This window comes from Marivita sp. NO-S04 (assembly GCF_059070475.1).
The window spans coordinates 744,926-762,492 of record NZ_CM180980.1; the positions used below are offsets into that span (position 1 = coordinate 744,926).

The 17,567-nt window shown below is 60.1% G+C and carries 14 protein-coding genes, 2 pseudogenes and 1 other annotated feature; of the genes and pseudogenes, 10 read left to right on the forward strand and 6 right to left on the reverse strand.

Features of this window, described 5'->3' with window-relative positions; all coding sequences use genetic code 11:
- Positions 1 to 15 precede the first annotated feature (15 nt).
- Positions 16 to 1,512: an IS21 family transposase gene (istA, locus tag ACK3EW_RS03925; RefSeq protein ID WP_493809686.1), complete on the forward strand. Its 1,497-nt coding sequence runs from the start codon at positions 16 to 18 to the stop codon at positions 1,510 to 1,512.
- Positions 1,509 to 2,276, forward strand: a complete 768-nt coding sequence (gene istB, locus ACK3EW_RS03930) for an IS21-like element helper ATPase IstB (RefSeq protein WP_493806540.1) — start codon at positions 1,509 to 1,511, stop codon at positions 2,274 to 2,276. The genes istA and istB overlap by 4 nt, the downstream gene beginning before the upstream one ends.
- Before the next feature lie 52 nt (positions 2,277 to 2,328).
- Here the strand turns inward: istB and ACK3EW_RS03935 are convergent, their stop codons facing one another.
- Positions 2,329 to 4,185, reverse strand: a complete 1,857-nt coding sequence (locus tag ACK3EW_RS03935) for a calcium-binding protein (RefSeq protein ID WP_493808544.1) — start codon at positions 4,183 to 4,185, stop codon at positions 2,329 to 2,331.
- Positions 4,186 to 4,218: 33 nt separating this feature from the next.
- Here ACK3EW_RS03935 and ACK3EW_RS03940 point away from each other — a divergent pair.
- Positions 4,219 to 4,524: pseudogene (locus ACK3EW_RS03940) on the forward strand (helix-turn-helix domain-containing protein); the annotation flags it as partial.
- 46 nt (positions 4,525 to 4,570) lie between these two features.
- Here ACK3EW_RS03940 and ACK3EW_RS03945 read toward each other — a convergent pair.
- Positions 4,571 to 5,805, reverse strand: a protein-coding gene (locus tag ACK3EW_RS03945) for an IS3 family transposase (protein ID WP_493807110.1) whose coding sequence is annotated in 2 segments (ribosomal slippage) — positions 4,571 to 5,505 and positions 5,505 to 5,805 — 1,236 coding nt in all. Because the reading frame shifts where the segments join, the coding sequence is not laid out codon by codon here.
- Positions 5,402 to 5,518, reverse strand: a sequence feature (AL1L pseudoknot). Its footprint overlaps the gene before it by 117 nt.
- Before the next feature lie 40 nt (positions 5,806 to 5,845).
- On the opposite strand from ACK3EW_RS03945, the pseudogene ACK3EW_RS03950 reads away from it, so the two are divergent.
- From ACK3EW_RS03950 to ACK3EW_RS03970, 5 genes and pseudogenes are all read left to right on the forward strand, one after another.
- Positions 5,846 to 6,139: pseudogene (locus ACK3EW_RS03950) on the forward strand (ISNCY family transposase); the annotation flags it as partial.
- A gap of 184 nt (positions 6,140 to 6,323) precedes the next feature.
- Positions 6,324 to 6,728 carry an IS66-like element accessory protein TnpA gene (gene tnpA, locus ACK3EW_RS03955; protein WP_301070753.1) on the forward strand — a complete coding sequence of 135 codons (405 nt, stop codon included), beginning with the start codon at positions 6,324 to 6,326 and terminating at the stop codon, positions 6,726 to 6,728.
- Positions 6,725 to 7,078, forward strand: a complete 354-nt coding sequence (gene tnpB / locus ACK3EW_RS03960; protein ID WP_301070749.1) for an IS66 family insertion sequence element accessory protein TnpB — start codon at positions 6,725 to 6,727, stop codon at positions 7,076 to 7,078. The genes tnpA and tnpB overlap by 4 nt, the downstream gene beginning before the upstream one ends.
- A gap of 55 nt (positions 7,079 to 7,133) precedes the next feature.
- A complete protein-coding gene (gene tnpC, locus ACK3EW_RS03965) occupies positions 7,134 to 8,702 on the forward strand; it encodes an IS66 family transposase (RefSeq protein WP_301070747.1) in 1,569 nt (522 codons plus the stop codon).
- Positions 8,678 to 8,923, forward strand: coding sequence for a hypothetical protein (locus ACK3EW_RS03970; RefSeq protein ID WP_493808545.1), 246 nt, complete (start codon positions 8,678 to 8,680; stop codon positions 8,921 to 8,923). The genes tnpC and ACK3EW_RS03970 overlap by 25 nt, the downstream gene beginning before the upstream one ends.
- Here the strand turns inward: ACK3EW_RS03970 and ACK3EW_RS03975 are convergent.
- The 3 genes from ACK3EW_RS03975 to paaZ all read right to left on the reverse strand — a co-directional run bounded on the left by ACK3EW_RS03975 (position 8,917) and on the right by paaZ (position 14,677).
- Complete coding sequence (locus ACK3EW_RS03975; protein ID WP_493808546.1) at positions 8,917 to 11,697, reverse strand: calcium-binding protein; 2,781 nt, start codon at positions 11,695 to 11,697, stop codon at positions 8,917 to 8,919. The two genes, ACK3EW_RS03970 and ACK3EW_RS03975, sit on opposite strands and share 7 nt — an antisense overlap.
- Positions 11,698 to 11,801: 104 nt before the next feature.
- On the reverse strand, positions 11,802 to 12,596 hold the full coding sequence (locus ACK3EW_RS03980) for a PaaX family transcriptional regulator C-terminal domain-containing protein (RefSeq protein WP_493808547.1): 795 nt from the start codon (positions 12,594 to 12,596) through the stop codon (positions 11,802 to 11,804).
- A 47-nt stretch (positions 12,597 to 12,643) separates the two neighbouring features.
- Positions 12,644 to 14,677 (reverse strand): phenylacetic acid degradation bifunctional protein PaaZ, encoded by a 2,034-nt coding sequence (paaZ, locus tag ACK3EW_RS03985; RefSeq protein WP_493808548.1) that lies wholly within the window; start codon positions 14,675 to 14,677, stop codon positions 12,644 to 12,646.
- 64 nt (positions 14,678 to 14,741) lie between these two features.
- Here paaZ and paaI point away from each other — a divergent pair, with 64 nt between their 5' ends.
- Together paaI and paaK are read left to right on the forward strand one after the other, a co-directional pair.
- Complete coding sequence (gene paaI / locus ACK3EW_RS03990) at positions 14,742 to 15,170, forward strand: hydroxyphenylacetyl-CoA thioesterase PaaI (RefSeq protein ID WP_493808549.1); 429 nt, start codon at positions 14,742 to 14,744, stop codon at positions 15,168 to 15,170.
- Between the two features lie 16 nt (positions 15,171 to 15,186).
- Positions 15,187 to 16,497: a phenylacetate--CoA ligase PaaK gene (paaK, locus tag ACK3EW_RS03995; protein ID WP_493808550.1), complete on the forward strand. Its 1,311-nt coding sequence runs from the start codon at positions 15,187 to 15,189 to the stop codon at positions 16,495 to 16,497.
- A 3-nt stretch (positions 16,498 to 16,500) separates the two neighbouring features.
- Here the strand turns inward: paaK and ACK3EW_RS04000 are convergent, their stop codons facing one another.
- A complete protein-coding gene (locus tag ACK3EW_RS04000; RefSeq protein ID WP_493808551.1) occupies positions 16,501 to 17,565 on the reverse strand; it encodes a 2Fe-2S iron-sulfur cluster-binding protein in 1,065 nt (354 codons plus the stop codon).
- Positions 17,566 to 17,567 lie beyond the last annotated feature (2 nt).

Consider the following 17,567-nt stretch of genomic DNA (forward strand, 5'->3'; position numbering starts at 1 on the left):
AGGGAGGGCGGGGAGATCTATACCGTGGAACTTTACAAGAAGGTTCGCTTGGCGTGTTCCGAGGGCATGAGCGCGCGGGCGGCGGCGAAGCATTTCAACATTTCGCGTGGGACGGTTGATAAGATGTTGGCCTTTTCGGTGCCGCCTGGCTACCGGCGGGACAAGCCGATCAGGCGGCCGAAGCTGGACGGGTTCACCGAGTTCATTGACGCCTGGCTTGAAGCCGACAAGGTCGTGCATCGCAAGCAGCGTCATACGGCCAAGCGGATATGGGAACGGCTTCAGGCCGAGCACGGCTTCACCGGAGGCTATACGATCGTCAAGGATTACGTGCGTGATCGCGAGCGGCGGACCCGGGAGATGTTTGTGCCGCTGGCTCATCCGCCGGGCCATGCTCAGGCCGATTTTGGCGAAGCGGTTGTCGTCATCGGCGGTGTCGAGCAGAAGGCGCACTTCTTCGTCATGGACCTGCCGCACAGCGATGCCTATTTCGTCCGGGCCTATCCAGCGGCGACGGCGGAGGCCTGGATAGACGGCCATGTCCGCGCGTTTGACTTCTTCGGCGGGGTGCCGCAGTCGGTGCTCTACGACAACGACCGCTGCCTGGTGTCGAAGATCCAACCGGACGGCACGCGCATCCGCGCCACGCTGTTCAGCGGCTTGCAGTCGCATTACCTGTTTCGGGATCGCTATGGTCGGCCCGGGAAGGGGAACGACAAGGGCGCTGTCGAGGGGATGGTCGGCTACGCCCGCCGCAACCACATGGTGCCGATCCCCCACTTTGCCAGTTGGGACGATTTCAACGCAGACCTTGAAGGGCAGTGCCGCGCACGCCTGACGCGCATTCTTCGGGGTCACAAGGAGACGATCGGTGAGAGGTTGCAGCGCGATCTGGTCGCGATGCGCCCCCTGCCTGCCGCCCCGTTCGACGCCTGCGACCAAGCGGGCGGCAGGGTCAGCTCGCAGTCTCTCGTGCGCTATGACACCAACGATTACTCGGTCCCGGTCGCCTATGGCCACCAGGATGTCTGGATCCGCGGCTATGTCGATGAGGTCGTGATCGGCTGTCGCGGGGAGGTGATCGCCCGACACCCGCGCTGTTACGATCGCGAGGACATGATCTTTGATCCGGTTCACTACCTCCCGCTGATCGAGCGCAAGATCAATGCCTTGGACCAGGCCGCACCCTTGGCGGAATGGGACCTGCCCGAAGAGTTCCAGACTTTGCGCCGCCTGATGGAGGCGCGCATGCTCAAGATGGGGCGCCGCGAGTATGTGCAGGTGCTGCGTCTGCTCGAGACCTTCGAGATGGATGACCTGCATGCCGCCGTGAAGAAGGCCCTGAAGCTGGGCGCGGTCGGCTTCGACGCCGTGAAGCACCTCGTGCTTTGTCAGGTGGAGAAGCGCCCCCCGAGGCTTGATCTCGATGTCTACCCCTACTTGCCGCGGGCGAATGTCGAGACGACGCGGGCGGCCAGCTACATGGCCTTGATGTCGGAGGCGGCGGAATGACCGAGGCCCCGAAGATCCTGCTTGCCCACCATCTGAAGACGCTGAAGCTGCCCACATTCTTGCGGGAGCACGAGAAGGTTGCGCGTCAATGCGCCGCCGAAGGACTGGACCATGTCCAGTTCCTGTCGCGCCTCGTGGAACTGGAACTCATTGACCGCGAGCGGCGGATGGTCGAGCGCCGCATCAAGGCCGCGAAGTTCCCGGCCACCAAAAGCCTCGACAGCTTCGACTTCAAGGCGATCCCGAAGCTGAACAAGATGCAGGTGCTGGAACTGGGGCGTTGCGAATGGATCGACCGGCGTGAGAACGTGATCGCCCTCGGGCCCAGCGGAACCGGCAAAACCCACATTGCACTGGGCTTGGGACTGGCAGCCTGCCAGAAGGGCATGTCTGTCAGCTTCACCACCGCCGCCGCGCTGGTCAACGAGCTGATGGAGGCGCGAGACGAACGTCGGCTGCTGCGCGTCCAGAAGCAGATGGCTGCCGTGAAGCTGCTGATCATCGACGAGCTCGGATTCGTGCCCCTGTCCAAGACCGGCGCCGAGCTGCTTTTTGAGATGATCTCCCAGCGCTACGAGCGCGGCGCCACGCTGATCACCAGCAATCTGCCCTTCGATGAATGGACCGAGACCTTCGGCACCGAGCGGCTGACCGGCGCGCTCCTCGACCGGTTGACCCACCACGTCAACATCCTCGAGATGAACGGCGAAAGCTATCGCCTCGCGCAAAGCCGCGCACGCAAGCCCGGCGAAAACATCAACTGATCCAAAGCCCAGACTTGGACCTGACGGTCCAAGGCGGCCAGTCACCCGCCAGCTACATGGAGAGCGCGGCTGACTGGCCGCCGCTCATCACCCGCGTCCCGCGTAAACCCAAAGTGGCCCAGTTTTGCGCCGCCCCGTGGCCTAATTTTACTCCGCCGTTGACAGCGATAAAGGTCTCTAAGTCCGCCCGCGAAAGCTGCGCCAATCCGCCGAATTGTTCAAGGTTGAACGGCGCAGCGTTGAAGTCCGTATCGAAATCCAGCGCTTCGATCGCTGTCAGTGTATCGGTCCCATTGCCGCCGTCGCGCCGATCGGTAAGTGTCACCGATGAGGCGCTGATCGTTAGGGTGTAGTTCGCCTGATCGCCAGAAAAGAACGCTGTGTCCGTGCCCGCACCCCCGTCAAGATTGTCGTCGCCCGCGCGCCCTTCAAGAGTATCATCGCCCTCAGCACCTTCGAGCAGGTTCCCCGTGCTGTCCCCCCGGATCACGTCTGCGCCGTTTGTCCCAAGGACGTTTTCGATGCTGGTGAAGATGTTTGAAATCTGGCCGTTCGATTGCGTAGATGACGTGATCTCAATCGCAAAGCTGGGAATGTCGTCCTCGGTTTCTTCGCCAGTCGGCAAACGGACCGCCAGATCCGAGGCCGACCGCGCATAAAGCGGATTGCTCAGCAGCACGTCGCGTGGGCTGATGGACTGACCGTCGAACTGACGCGATGATGTGCTGCCATCATCGGCCCAGACCACGCGCCCGACCTCGATGTCACGCGACAGGCTGCGGTCCTGCAGGTCGATCTCCAACGCCAGCGTCCGGCCACCGCCCTCGGCAAGGTCGGTGCCCCCCGAAAAATCAAGCGTGTCTGTCCCGTCGCCCCCATCGGCAAAAAACGAATTTGCGCCGATCACCATGCGGTCATCGCCACCGCCGCCATAAAGCTCATCCTCGGCTGTGGTCGAATTGTGACCACCGGCAATCAAGATATCGTCACCGCCGCCACCGCTAAGCGTGTCCACCCCTGCGCCGCCCGACAGAAGGTTGTTTGCGCCGTCGCCGGTGATGTCATCATCCAGCAAGGTGCCAAAGACGTTTTCGATGCCGATCAGCGTATCGTTTTCGCCCGCGCGCCCACCGCGCTCATCGGCAAGATCCACCACAGCTCCGGAAAAGACCTGCGCCACGATCTCGCCCTCGGTGCCGCCATAGCTGGCGAAGGCATAATCCACTGTGTCCGTGCCATCACCGCCATCCACGATGTCGTCACCCGCACCGCCATTGATCGTGTCGTTGTCGCCTTCACCCCGTATCGTATCACGCCCGTCGCCGCCGAATATCTGATCGGCACCATCTCCTGCGCTGACCGTATCATTGCCCGCGCGGGTTATAATGCGGTCAGAGTTGTCGCTGCCGACAACGGTGTCGTTCGCATCCGAGGTCACCAGCGCTTCGATTCCGGTGATGGTGTCGAGGTCGATAGAGGTGTCCGAAACCGCCGTCCCGTTGGCAAGGTTGACCGAGATGCCTTCCCCAAAGCGCGGCTCAAGGATCAGCGTGTCATATCCCGCGCCACCGCTGAGTTCGTTGTTCATGCGGGTGACGTAGAATGTGTCGTTGCCCTCGCCACCGTCGGCGGTGATCTCGCCGCCCGATGTGACTTCGATCCGGTCGTCGCCGATACCGCCAAATGCGTTGCCGCCGTTACCGATGATGATCAGATCGTTGCCCGCATCGCCATAGAAGGTCGGGCTTTGCGTGCCATCGCTGCTGACGGATTCGAGATGATCATCGCCCCCCGCGCCGCGAATGGTCGCGTCACCACCGGTGCCCCATGTCACATAGTCATTATTCTCGCCTAGTAGGATGTACGCGCAAAGCGATAATGTCACCCATGAGCAATTCAGGAATGTCACTCTCCTCGCAAACTGATGAGAGGATGAGCGGACATGGGATGGGTATTGATGAGCGAGCGCGAGTTGAACCGGGTTGAGGTTTTGGCGCAGGTCGATGACGGTCGGCTGAGCGTCGACAATGCGGCGAACATGTTGGACCTGACGCGTCGGCAGATATTCCGACTGTTGAAGCGGTATCGTCAGGACGGAGCTTCAGCGCTCCGGCACAAGTCGCGGGGGCGTTCGCCAAACAATCAAATCCACGCGGCTAAACGCGACTATGCTTTGAGCGTCATCAAAGCACAGTATCCTGACTTCGGGCCGACGCTTGCGGCTGAGATGCTGTCCGAACATCACGGGCTCACTGAACCGCCCCGGGTTTACCGGAGAGTTTCTGGTTCAATAGTTAGGCTGCTTTTTCGTCAGCGTTCAAGCTTGCGTAGAATGCCTCCTCTGCTTCTTGTGGCGTGATGTAACCGACGGCGCTGTGAAGGCGGGTGTTGTTATACCAGTCGACCCATTTCAGAGTTTCCCATTCGACCTGACCGACCGACTTCCAGGGGCCGAGGAACTTGATGACCTCGGTCTTGAACAGGCCGATGATGCTTTCGGCGAGGGCATTATCATAGGAATCGCCGACGCTTCCGACCGAGGTATCGATGCCGGCCTCTGCGAGCCGCTCGGTGTATCGGATCGACAGGTATTGGCTGCCACGATCACTGTGATGGATCAATTTGTCAGCCTCAGACGGCGCCCTCTGGCAGATGGCCTGGTTCAGGGCATCCAAGACGAAACCAGTCGTCATCGAGGTCGAGACCCGCCAGCCAACGATCTTGCGGGCGAAGACGTCGATGATGAAAGCCACGTAGACCATTCCTTGCCAGCTGGAAACATAGGTGAAGTCGCTGACCCAAAGCTGGTTTGGCATGTCCGCCACGAAGGCTCGGTTTACCTTATCGTGCGGGCAAGGTTGTGCCGTATCGGGGTTGGTGGTGATCACCTTCTTGCCCTGCACAACGCCTTGTAATCCCATGACCTGCATCAACCTCTCCACCGTGCAGCGGGCGATATCATGGCCACTGCGGCGTAGCTGGTGCCAGACCTTGCGCGCGCCATATCGGCCCCGGCTGCCCTCGAAGGCCTGCTTGATCGCAGCCATGTCCAGCTGATCCTGCCTGGCCCGGTCCGATGCCAGATCCGGATCACGCTCCACGGCCTTGAAGGCGTAATAAGTCGATGGTGCGATCCCCAGAACCCGGCAGATCGGCCCGACACCATGGACACAACGGTGATCATCAATGAACGCGATCATTTGCGGAATGGGCGGTCGAGCTCCGCCGCTGCGAAATATGCGCTGGCCTTCTTCAGGATCTCGTTGGCCTGGCGCAGTTCACGGACCTCACGCTCAAGTTCCTTGATCCGATCCTTCTCGGCACTTGTCAGACCGGCCCGCTGCCCGGCATCGCGTTCGGCCTGCTGACACCAGACCCGCAGACTGTCCGGCGAACAGCCAAGCTTCGGCGCGATGGCCTTATAGGCGGCCGTATCGCTGGAATAATCGGTACGGTTCTCTCGAAACATCCGAACACCGCGTTCGCGAAGCTCGGCCGGATAGGCGGGGGTGAATCTCTGCTTTGTCATAGGGCTCATCCTTTGAGTGTTTTACTCTCCGGTAAACCCGGGGCGGTTCACCTATGCCTATGTGGACGGTCGGTTTGAGGTCCGCTGGAAAGGCTATTCCCTACCCTACAGGTTTTTTGACATGGACCAACGCGTTACTCATGCGGCGATCACCAGCAACAAGAACCTGAGCGCCGTGCTTGAGCATATCAAAGAGATGCAGGATGCGGCGCCCCCAAAGCCCAAGGTCCGTACGAACTCTGAGAAGATGGGATATAAGTCAAACGGCCGACGGCCAGGACGTCCATCAGATGCGCGAGTGAAGAAGACAACTGCGCAAGCGGCGCAACGGTAAGAAGGATGTGACCATGGATACCGATGACGATGTCGACGTGATCTTCTCTGAACTATGCGCCGACGTGGAGATCGATGGACGATTTTTGACGGTTGAGATGTAAGCGCTGTGTGGCGCCCACCTTCTCTTGATCCTTGTGATTTGAGACTCACGCCCTGTTGGATAACAGGAGGTGAGTTTCGCCATGGAGACTACGAACGAGTTTCTCACGCGTTTGGGCGTTGAGGTCTCACGGACCGGGAGCCGACGGTGGCCAGATCGTGTGAAAGCGCGGATCGTGGCAGAAACGCTGGTGCCTGGAGCAACGGTGAATGACGTTGCGCGCAAGTATAACCTTCGCCCGAACCACCTGTCGGGATGGCGGCGGCTGGCCAAGGATGGTGAACTTGTTTTGCCCGCGCCAGAGGCTGACACGGACTTCGCCCCGTTGGTGATGTTCGATGTCGAAAGTTCGCCATCGGCGGAAGATACGGGTTCGGCGAGTAGGGCAATCGAGATCGTAGCTGGATCGGTTTCTGTCCGGCTGGACGGTGCCACGCCTGCAGCCCGGATTGGGGACATCGTGCGTGCGCTTGGGGGTGGCGCATGATCTTCCCTTCGAACCGTGTGCGCATTTTGGTGGCAACGCAGCCGGTTGACTTCAGAAAAGGACACGACGGGCTGACAGCCATGGTGCAGACCGTGCTCCGCAAAGATCCGTTCACCGGGACAGTGTTCCTGTTTCGGGCCAAGCGCTTGGACCGGCTGAAGCTTCTCTATTGGGACGGCAGCGGTCTGGTCATGGCCTACAAACGGCTCGAGGACACGACCTTCACCTGGCCCACGATCAAGGACGGAATGATGGCGCTGAACCACGCACAGTTCGAGGCGCTTTTTTCCGGGCTGGACTGGCGCAAGGTCAAGGCGCTGGAGACCCGCCCACCAGCTGCGGCGGAGTGACTCGGGGCGACGAATGCAGGGATCATGGCTTTGATCCCAGTGTATAATACTGATCATGAGCGCCGCTGCCAAAGACCTCGATCTGTCCGTCCTGCCACCGGAATACCGCGTAGCTTTTGAGGCCTTGAAGGCAAAAGCTGCGCGGGCCGCGGAGCTGGAGGACATCGTCAAACGTCTTGAGCATCTGGTGGCCGAGCTGAACCAGGTGGTCCACGGCAAGAAGTCCGAGAAGCTCAGCGAAGATGATCGCCAGCTGACCTTCGAGGATCTTGAAGCTGCCGTCGCCGAGGCCCGTGAACAAAAGAAGGTGCAGACGCCCGGAGACGACAAGCCCAAGCGAAAGCGAGTGGCCAGGCGCAACCGCGGCAACCTGCCCGCCGGTTTGCCACGCATCGAGCAGGTAGTCGAACCCGACAGCCTGATGTGCCCCTGTGGTTGCGGGCAGATGCACAGGATCGGCGAGGACCGCAACGAGCGGCTCGACATCGTCCCGGCACAGTGCCGTGTGATCGTGACGGTCCGCCCAAAATATGCCTGCCGCACCTGCACCGATGGGGTCACACAAGCACCGACGCCCGCATGGCTGATCGAGGGCGGGCTCCCAACCGAAGGCGCCATCGCGCATGTTCTGGTCAGCAAATATGCGGACCATGCCCCGCTCTACCGACAATCACAGATCCTCGCCCGCTCTGGCATCGACATTCACCGCTCGACGCTGGCTGATTGGGTCGGTGTGGCAGCTTTCCACCTTGGACCCATCGTGGACCGGCTGGCCGAGCACCTGAAGACATCCACGAAGCTGTTCATGGACGAAACCACGGCGCCGGTCCTCGATCCGGGCCGCGGGCGGACAAAAACAGGCTACCTCTGGGCTCTGGCGCGCGATGATCGGTCATGGGGCGGCGATGATCCCCCCGGGGTCGTCTTTTTCTATGCTCCCGATCGCCGCGGGGAGAATGCCGAGAAATTCCTGACCGGCTTCAACGGCACGCTGCAACTCGATGGCTACCAGGGCTACAACCGGCTGACGCGCCCTGACCGCAAGGGCGGTGATCCGATCGTTGTCGCCCATTGCTGGGCGCATGCGCGTCGCAAGCTCAAGGAAATCTTCGATCGCGATGGTTCCGAGATCGCCGCCGAGGGCCTGCGCCAGATCGCAGGAATCTATGCCGTCGAGAAAGACATCCGCGACACGTCCCCGGGCCAGCGCCTGTCAGCGCGCCAGGCACGATCCGCGCCACTGGTCGAAGCCTTCGGCATCTGGCTACAAGCGCAGCGCCTGCGCATCTCGGCCAAATCGCGCCTCGGAGAGAAGCTTGCCTACATCCACCGACACTGGGATGGTTTGCAGACCTTCCTGACGGACGGACGCGTCGAGATCGACTCCAACAAGGTCGAAAATCTGGTCAGGCCGATTGCTTTGAACAGGAAAAACGCATTGTTCGCCGGTCATGACGAGGGGGGCAAGGCATGGGGCCGCATCGCATCCCTGATCGAGACCGCCAAGATCAACGCCATCGAGCCTTTCGCCTATCTCAAGGCTACGCTCGAAGCCATTGCGGCCGGACATCCGCAACACCGCATCGACGAGTTGCTTCCTTGGAACTTCCAGCCGTCAAGCTGAAACCCAAGTGCCCTTCAGACACCGCTTACGTTGAGATCTACAAAACGACCATTGATCCAAGCTGGTATTTGGAGGTCATCAACGAGTTCGGCACGACGACGTTGTATGATGAGCCTTTCCTTGCAGATGGTCTTGCCTGGCAGCAATTCGAAAAGACCGTGAAGGAGGAAGGGCTAGCCGCCTTCTTCACAAAGGTAGAGAAACAGAATCTCTTTCACTGATCGCCGCAAGGCTTTTCAGCCCTGCGATAGTTGAAGTCTCCGGGCTCAAAAGCCTTGCTCCCCTCAGCGCATTTGGTGACATTTCTACTTTGCAAAACCGGTGACATTTCTACTTGGTTGCAACATAGGAATTCATCAATATTATCAATGCCAAAACCCTCACCGCGCGCGTCGATTTCCCGCCCGGTATAATCCTTGTCGGCCGCGATAAAGCGTAGGTTCCCACTGCCACTGCTGGTCAGAAGGATGAACCGCGCATCGCCCACGGGCCGCAGGTCCAGCGTGTTGTAGCCGTTGCCACCGTCAAAGTTCCCGGCAATCCGGCCCCCTTGCGGCCCACGCTCGGCAATCAAGAGGTCGTCACCGCGACCGCCATTCACATCATCGGCGCCCCACGAATACATCGTGTCATTACCGTCACCCCCGCCAATGTCGATCCGGTTCAGGGAATCCCCGGCACCGTAAATCGTGTCGTCGGAATCCGACCCGATGAAATGTTCGATGTTCAACGCAATGTCCGTGGCGATCACCTGACCCGACGCATTCAACCGATCAATCTCGCCCTCAGCGGCACGGATCACCACGGGGCCGGTCGTTGCCTTGTCCTCCATCGCGATGTTGAGCATGCCGAGATAGAACGGGTCGTTGGACAGGAATTTGTTGATCTCGTCCCGCCCGGTCGCATAGCTCAGCGTGTCGATGCCCGCCTCACCATCATAAAGCTCGGCGCCGCCATTGTCGGATGTGTTCAGCGCGCCCAGAAAGTCGTTGCTGTCGCCACCGCGAAGAGAGTCGACACCCTGACCACCCCACAGCACATCGCGCCCTTCGTTGCCAAAAAGCGCATCATCGCCAGAGCGCCCCGACAGCATGTCCCGCCCCCGGCCCGAGAACAACGTGTTGGCGCTGTCGTTGCCGTAGATCTGCATGGAACTGCCGTTCTGGATGATGACATTCTCGATATCGAAGACCTGATTGATATCGCCGTCTGCGCTCGCGAACCCTGTTTCCAGGTTGACCGTCACCGGTGAATTGCGCCCCAGATCGAACACCTGAAACGTGTCGCTGCCCGGCCCACCGTCAAGCGCATCGACCCCGGTGCGCGGGATGATCAGGTCATTGCCGGGACCGCCGAAGATGAAATCGCGCCCAAGTGTGCCCTGAATGCGGTCATCTCCACCCAGCCCATAGACAACATTCATGTCGTTGAAGACTTCACCGTTCAACTCCAGCCCGTCGATCAAGGTGCCGCCTGGATTGAGGAAGATCAGCTCGCTTTCGTCGCTGGTCACTTCTCCGTCTGGCCCCGGCACGTCGTCCAGCACCGACACGCCCACCACCGCAGCTTCGAATTGTTCCTTGGTAAAGGTCTCGGTGCCGAAGTCGAAGAACTCGACCTCGGTAACGATCTCGATCCCCTCGTTGAACCCATGCCTGCCGACATCCGTATGGGTAAAAATCAACTCGTTGGTCGCATCGTTGCGGGTGAAATCGTACTCGACCAGTTCCCCGGCAAACACCACACGGTCGATCCCATCGCCACCGATGATCGTGTCTTCACCTGCGCTTGCGACGATAATGTCATTGCCATTATTCGCGAGCACAAGGTCGTCGCCCCCGGCTGGGTCGAACGCCTCGTCGCCCCCTGTGCCATACATCGTGTCGGCTGTTGGATCACCCAGGCGCAAGGCAGGGCCATCCAGCAACGCAAGCGCGTTCAATTCGATCGTCTGGAACGTGACGTCGAAAATGTCGAAAGCCTCCAGGGCGATCTCGGTGAAATCAGGCACGTCGAAGAAGTTGAAGTCCAGCTGATCCAGCAGGCTTTCCAGATCGTTGACGACGCTCATGAACCCGTCGAACAGGTCGATATCCGGGAACAATGGGTCAAGCAGGCTTGCCAGTTCCTCGAACAAGGCATCGACACCCAGTTCTTCGTTCAGAAAGTCGATCACCGGCGCGACCACAAGGTCGAACACCGCACCGATTGCATCGAGCAAAGGCTGGATTGGGCGCAGCGCAGTTTCGACGATGTCTAGGATCACACCCAGCCCGTCGAACAGGGAATCGAATTCGACCAGATCACCGAAAATGGCGTTCAGATCGGGAAAATCCGCGATGTCGAACGCATTGAGGATCTCGTTGAACCGGGCTTTCACATCGTCATAAGCGTCGGCGGCATCCTGCGCTGGGCCGAACGCCACGTTGATCGGGGCCACCAGATCATCGGCCTCATCGAACAGACCTTCGAAATCATCCCGCCCCGGTCGGCTTGTCCCGGCATTCGGGTTCAGTTCGGGAATGCCGTTTGGTGTCGAGACGCGGTCGAAAGCGCGGACAATCTCGTCAATGCTGTCGCGGATATTGATCAGCGTCTCATCTGTTGCAACGATCGCAGGCATGATCGTCAGCTCGACGGCGCGGTCAGCCTGCACGATCTTGGTCAACAACGGTTCGATCTTCTTGGCTCGGTCGGTCGCGTCCTTGATTTGCACAACACGTGGTTGAATGATCTCAAGCACGTCCTTGAGGGCGCGGGACGGTCCCTGCAACGGCGCCACGTTTTCCGACAGCTTCAACGTGGTCAGCGCGGCCGAAAACCCCGCATCCGCCACTTTGATGATTTTACGGAAGGTCAGGTAGCTTTGTGACGCCGTCGCCGCCGCATCCAATGCCGCCGCCAGCTTTTCTGCATCGGCGCGGATGGTCTGAACATCGGAAGTTGTTGTGTTAAGGTTCGATTGAAATTCTAACAGATCATTGCCGGCAGTCATGCCACATCCCCCGTTGCCCGAAATTGAGCGTGCCTTAAGGTAATGCGGGGCCGCGCGCGTGAGTCAACGAATTGTTGCCACTGGGTTTCGCGACGCAAACTGTATTATCCTGCCTCGATAGCGTTCTCCAACGCCGCCAGAATAGGTACGGGCAAACGTGTCAGTAACTTGTGAAACGCCGTCCGACACTCTGCTCCGTGCCATTGATCCTGCAGTAGGGTTTCCGGAAACGCAGGAGTGCGCAGGATAAGCCTGCGCCATTCGTGTACGACAACCACACGGATCGCTGTACGCTGCAAAAGGGTCAGTTCATCCAACGCATGGTCGTCCAAAATCTTTTTGAATCGTTGGGATAGGTCACGTGAGGCACTTTGGATGTCGGGAGGGCACAGCTTGTCGCTGATCCAACGCGGCAATTCCATCTCGGTGGTCAGCACCAGCTGAAGATGCTGGTCGGTCTTTGCGCTGGATGTGGTCACCACCGCCTTAGGTCCGATTTGCACCGTGGTCGCCGTGTCTTGCTCGGTGGGCCAGTCGGTTGGCAGGGACGGGTTCTCCAGCACGAGATAGGCGTGCAGGTCAGTCGGGGCCGGGCCATAGACGCGCGGGGCGGCCGCTGTGGTTTGCGTCCGCCCGTGCGCAGTCAGAGCGTACCGTGTCTGCCGCCCGGTGCGGTGGCTTTCAATCCAGTCTTCCTTGCGCAGACGGTGCAGGGCCACGCGGGTGGCTTCGGGTTTGATACCGATGGAAGCCGTAATCGCGTTTACGGTTCCACCGCTCAGCCGTGCCTGCGGAGCCAGTGCCAAGTCGCCGAACATGGTCACCAGAAGCGACCACACCCTCGGAGTGGACGATCCCAGAACGCGGGTCACAAGTTGGGCGAAGTCTGAGTCGGTCATGGCCAAGCGATACGCCGCGTGCTGTCTCAGGCCAAGCGTTCAGGCGTTCAGGTGTACGCGTTCATCGTCAGCAGTTCATATTCTGCAACAGGCGCGTCGTCCTGATTGCGCAGGATCACATGCCAGCGCACCTCGCCGTAATCTGCTGTACGCTTTGTCTTCTTTTTCACGGTCAACTGCACCTTGATCCGGTCCCCCGCGCTGACCGGTTTCTGAAAACGCAAAGTGTCGAGCCCAGTATTCGCCAGCACTGGGCCTTCGTCCGGGTCGACAAACAGCCCCGCCGCAAAACTGAGCAGAAGGTAACCATGTGCAACGCGCCCCGGAAAGAACGGGTTTCGCTTGGCGGCGTCCTCGTCCATGTGGGCATAGAACGTGTCACCGGTGAAGGTGGCGAAGTGTTCGATGTCTTCCATCGTCACTTCGCGCTCGGGTGTATGCAGGGTTTCCCCAATCTGAACTTCGTCGAAACTGCGCCGGAACGGATGTGCTGGTCCTTGCGACGTGGCAGCACCCGGCACCCATTCCCCTGTCACGGCAGCAATCACATCCGGGCTGCCCTGCACGGCCGTGCGCTGCATGTAGTGCAGCACCCCCCGCACACCGCCCAGTTCCTCGCCACCGCCTGCACGTCCGGGACCACCATGCACCATATGGGGCAGGGGCGATCCATGCCCTGTCGCCTCGGCCATGCTGTCGCGATTGTTGAAGTAAAGCCGTCCATGATACGCGCCCGCACCCATCACCACCTCGCGGGCGACCTCTGGATCATGAGTGACGACGGACGCGACAAGGCTGCCTTGCCCCCGGTTCACCAGCGCAATGGCATGCGACAGATCGCGGTAGCCCATGATTGTGGCCACCGGGCCAAATGCTTCGGTGTCATGCACATGGCTAGCCGCATCCGGGTCGGCGCAATGATACAGCATTGGCGGCAGGAACGCGCCTTTGCTGGCGTCGGCCCCGTGTACGGCGAATGCGTCGGGATCACCGAAGACACGTTCCGCCTCGGCCCCCAGTGTTGCGCATTTCGCCAGCACATCGCGCCGCTGCCCGTCCGACACCAAAGCCCCCATGCGTGTCGCTGGATCGCGCGGATCTCCGACCACCGTATCGCGCAAGCGGTCCAACACGGCGGCGATCAACGCATCAACTTGCGCCTGCGGTGCAATGATCCGGCGGATCGCGGTACATTTCTGCCCCGCCTTGGTGGTCATCTCGCGGTGAACTTCCTTGACGAAGAGATCGAACTCCGGCGTGCCCGGCACTGCATCTGGGCCAAGGATCGACGCGTTGAGGCTGTCTTGTTCTGCCACAAACCGGACCGAGTTGCGCAAGAGGTTTGGCGCGCTGCGCAGGGCGTATGCTGTGTCGGCAGAGCCGGTAAAGCTGACAACGTCCTGCGCGCCGAGATGGTCCAGCAGATCGCCCAATCCGCCGGTCACAAGCTGAATTGTACCATTTGGTAAAATTCCGCTCTCCAGCATCATCCGCACACAGGCTTCGGTCACATAGCAGGTCGTCGTCGCGGGCTTTACGATGGCCGGAACGCCCGCGAGCAAGGTGGGTGCCAGTTTCTCCAGCATCCCCCAAACCGGGAAGTTGAAGGCGTTGATATGGACTGCAACACCCTGCAACGGGGTGCAAACATGCTGCCCGACAAAGCTGCCCTTGCGCGACAACTGTTCGACCTCGCCATCAAGATAGACATGCCCGTCCGGCATCTCGCGCCGTCCCTTGGAGGCGATGACAAGCATCGTTCCGATCCCGCCATCAACGTCGATCAGATGGTCTTTCTGCGTGGCCCCGGTTGAAAAGCTCAGGTCATAGAGCAGCTGCTTGCGTTCTTGCAGATACAAAGCCAGCGCCTTGAGCATCCGCGCGCGATCGTGAAACGTCATTGCCCGCAAAGCAGGTGCACCGACGCTCACCGCATGGTCGATCATCGCGCTTGCATCGACCTGCGCACGACCCGCGCGTGCGATCACGTCACCTGTCACAGCATCACGGATATCGCGCGCCGCGCTGTCCGGGGCAAGCCAGTCACCGGCCACGAAACTCTGAATGTCCTGAACTGTCATTGTTGTCCCCTTTTCCCTGCCTAAGTATTTGACCGTGCGTGAACTTCATGCAAGCGTCGCGTCCATGACACCAGACGACCGCGCCCAGAAATCCGCCCATCACATGTGGCAGCAAGACCATGCCTCGCAATGGATGGGGATGGAGATGACGCATATTGCCGAAGGTGAAGCTGTCATGGAATTGACGGTGAAGAAGCACCATTGCAACGGACACGGTATGTGCCACGGCGGGGTGATTTTCACGCTGGCCGACAGCGCCTTTGCCTTTGCCTGCAACAGCCGCAATCAGGTCACCGTCGCGCAGCACAATTCTATCACTTACATTGCCTCGGGCCGGTTGGGGGACCGCCTGCGGGCCACAGCGACCGAGATTTCGCTGACCGGTCGCAGTGGCATCACTGACGTGCAGGTAACCAATCAGGCTGGGGTGCTGATTGCCGAGTTCCGCGGTCTTTCACGGTCGATCAAGGGCACGGTGTTCGACGAAGCGTAGGGGAGGCGCTGGGCACATGAAAGATTTGTCACCAAAACCGGGTGATCTCGACCCGATCGAAACCGCATCCATTGACGAGATCCGCGCTCTGCAACTGGATCGTCTGCGCTGGTCGCTGCGGCATGCCTATGACAATGTGTCGATGTACCGCGCCAAGTTCGATACGGCGGGGGTTCATCCTGATGATCTGCGCAACCTGTCCGATCTGGCGAAGTTTCCGTTCACTTTGAAATCCGACCTGCGGGACAATTACCCGTTCGGCCTGTTTGCCGTGCCGCGCGAACAGATCGCGCGGATTCATGCGTCTTCGGGCACGACAGGCAAGCCTACGGTTGTCGGCTACACGAAGAACGACATCGACATGTGGGCCAGCGTGGTTGCGCGGTCACTGCGGGCCTCTGGTCTGCGGGCGGGCGACATGGTGCATGTGGCCTATGGCTACGGCCTCTTCACCGGCGGGCTGGGCGCGCATTACGGGGTGGAAAAGCTGGGCGGGACGGTGGTGCCGATGGGCGGTGGGCAGACCGAAAAACAGGTGGGCCTCATCACCGATTTTCAGCCCAAGGGGATCATGGTCACGCCGTCCTACATTCTGAATATTCTGGAAGCGTTCCACAAGGCGGGGCTGGACCCGCGCGAGACCTCTTTGGAGGTCGGTGTCTTCGGTGCCGAGCCGTGGACCAACGCGATGCGGCAGGAGATTGAACAGGCGTTCGACATGCACGCGGTCGACATTTATGGCCTGTCCGAGGTGATCGGGCCGGGTGTGGCCAACGAATGCGTGGAAACCAAGGACGGGCTGCACATCTGGGAGGATCATTTCTATCCCGAAATCATCAACCCAGAGACCGGTGAGGTGCTGCCCGATGGCGAGAAAGGTGAGTTGGTCTTTACCACCATCACCAAAGAAGGGATGCCGATCATTCGCTACCGCACGCGCGATCTGACACGGCTTATGGCAGGCACCGCGCGGAGCATGCGACGGATGGAAAAGGTCACGGGCCGCAGCGACGACATGATGATCCTGCGGGGCGTGAACGTGTTTCCGACCCAGATCGAGGAAGAGGTTATGGCAACGGGCGGACTGGCCCCGTATTTCCAGATCGAGCTTTACACATCTGGCCGGATGGACGCGATGCGGGTGCTGGTGGAGGCCACACCGGATGCGGCGGACGAGCTGTCGCGCACAGCTGCGACGCGCATGCTGGTCAAGCGGATCAAGGACCATGTCGGCATTTCGACCGAGGTCGAAGTGGGTGATCCCGGCTCGGTTGCCCGCTCGCAGGGCAAGGCCGTGCGCGTGGTGGACAAGCGTAATCCTGTGTGACGGTTACTGGTCGTAATCGACGACGACGCGCTTGGTGATCGGGTAGGATTGGCAAGACAGGATATAGCCCTGTTCCACCTCGTAGTCTTCAAGCGCGTGGTTGGCGACCATGTCCACTTCGCCCTCCAACACTTTGCATTTGCAGGTTGAACAGACCCCGGCGCGGCAAGCATGGGGCGCGTCCAGCGCATTTTCGAGCGCGGCTTCGAGGATGGTCATGTCGCGGCCCATCTCGAAGCTGCGTGTCACGCCGTCGAGCGTGACGCTGGCCGAGATCGCATCTGTTGCTGCGCCATCGGCGGCTTTGGTGCGCCGCTCCAGCCGTCCGGTCTGGGCGCTTGCGAACAGCTCGAACTTGATCTGTTGTTTGCTTAGCCCATGGTCGCCAAGGGATTGCGCGATGGCTTTCATCATCGGCTCTGGCCCGCAGATGAACGCGATGTCGACGCTTTCGATGTCGATCCAATGGGTGAACAGGGCAGTGCATTTTTCGCCATCGACACGGCCTTGAAAGAGGTCAATGTCCTGTGCGTCGGTCTCGAGGATGTGGATGACGGTGAAGCGCCCCATGTGGGTGTTCTTGAGGTCTTCCAGCTCTTCCCGAAACATGATCGTGCTGACGCTGCGGTTGGCATAGACCAGCGTGAAACGCGACAGGGGCTCAGCCGCCAGAACGGTTTTCAGGATCGATAGAACGGGGGTGATCCCTGAACCGCCCGCAAACGCGAGGTAGGTTTTGGACTTGTCAGGCTCGATGGGGGTGTGGAATTTGCCCATCGGTTCCATCGCGTCGATGGTCATACCGGGTTTCAGGTCTTCGTTGACCCAGCGCGAGAAAGCACCGTCGGTGACTTTCTTGATGCCCACCCGCAGCACACCTTCATTGACGCCAGAACAGATGGAGTAGGAGCGCCGCAGCTCGGTGCCGTCGAAGTCGCGTTTGAAGGTCAGATATTGGCCTTGCGTGAACGAGAAATCCCCACCGTCGCGGGCCTCAAGGGTTACGGCGACGGCCTCGCGGGTGGTGCGGTCGACATCGGTGACGGTGAGGGGGAAGAAGCGTGCCATGT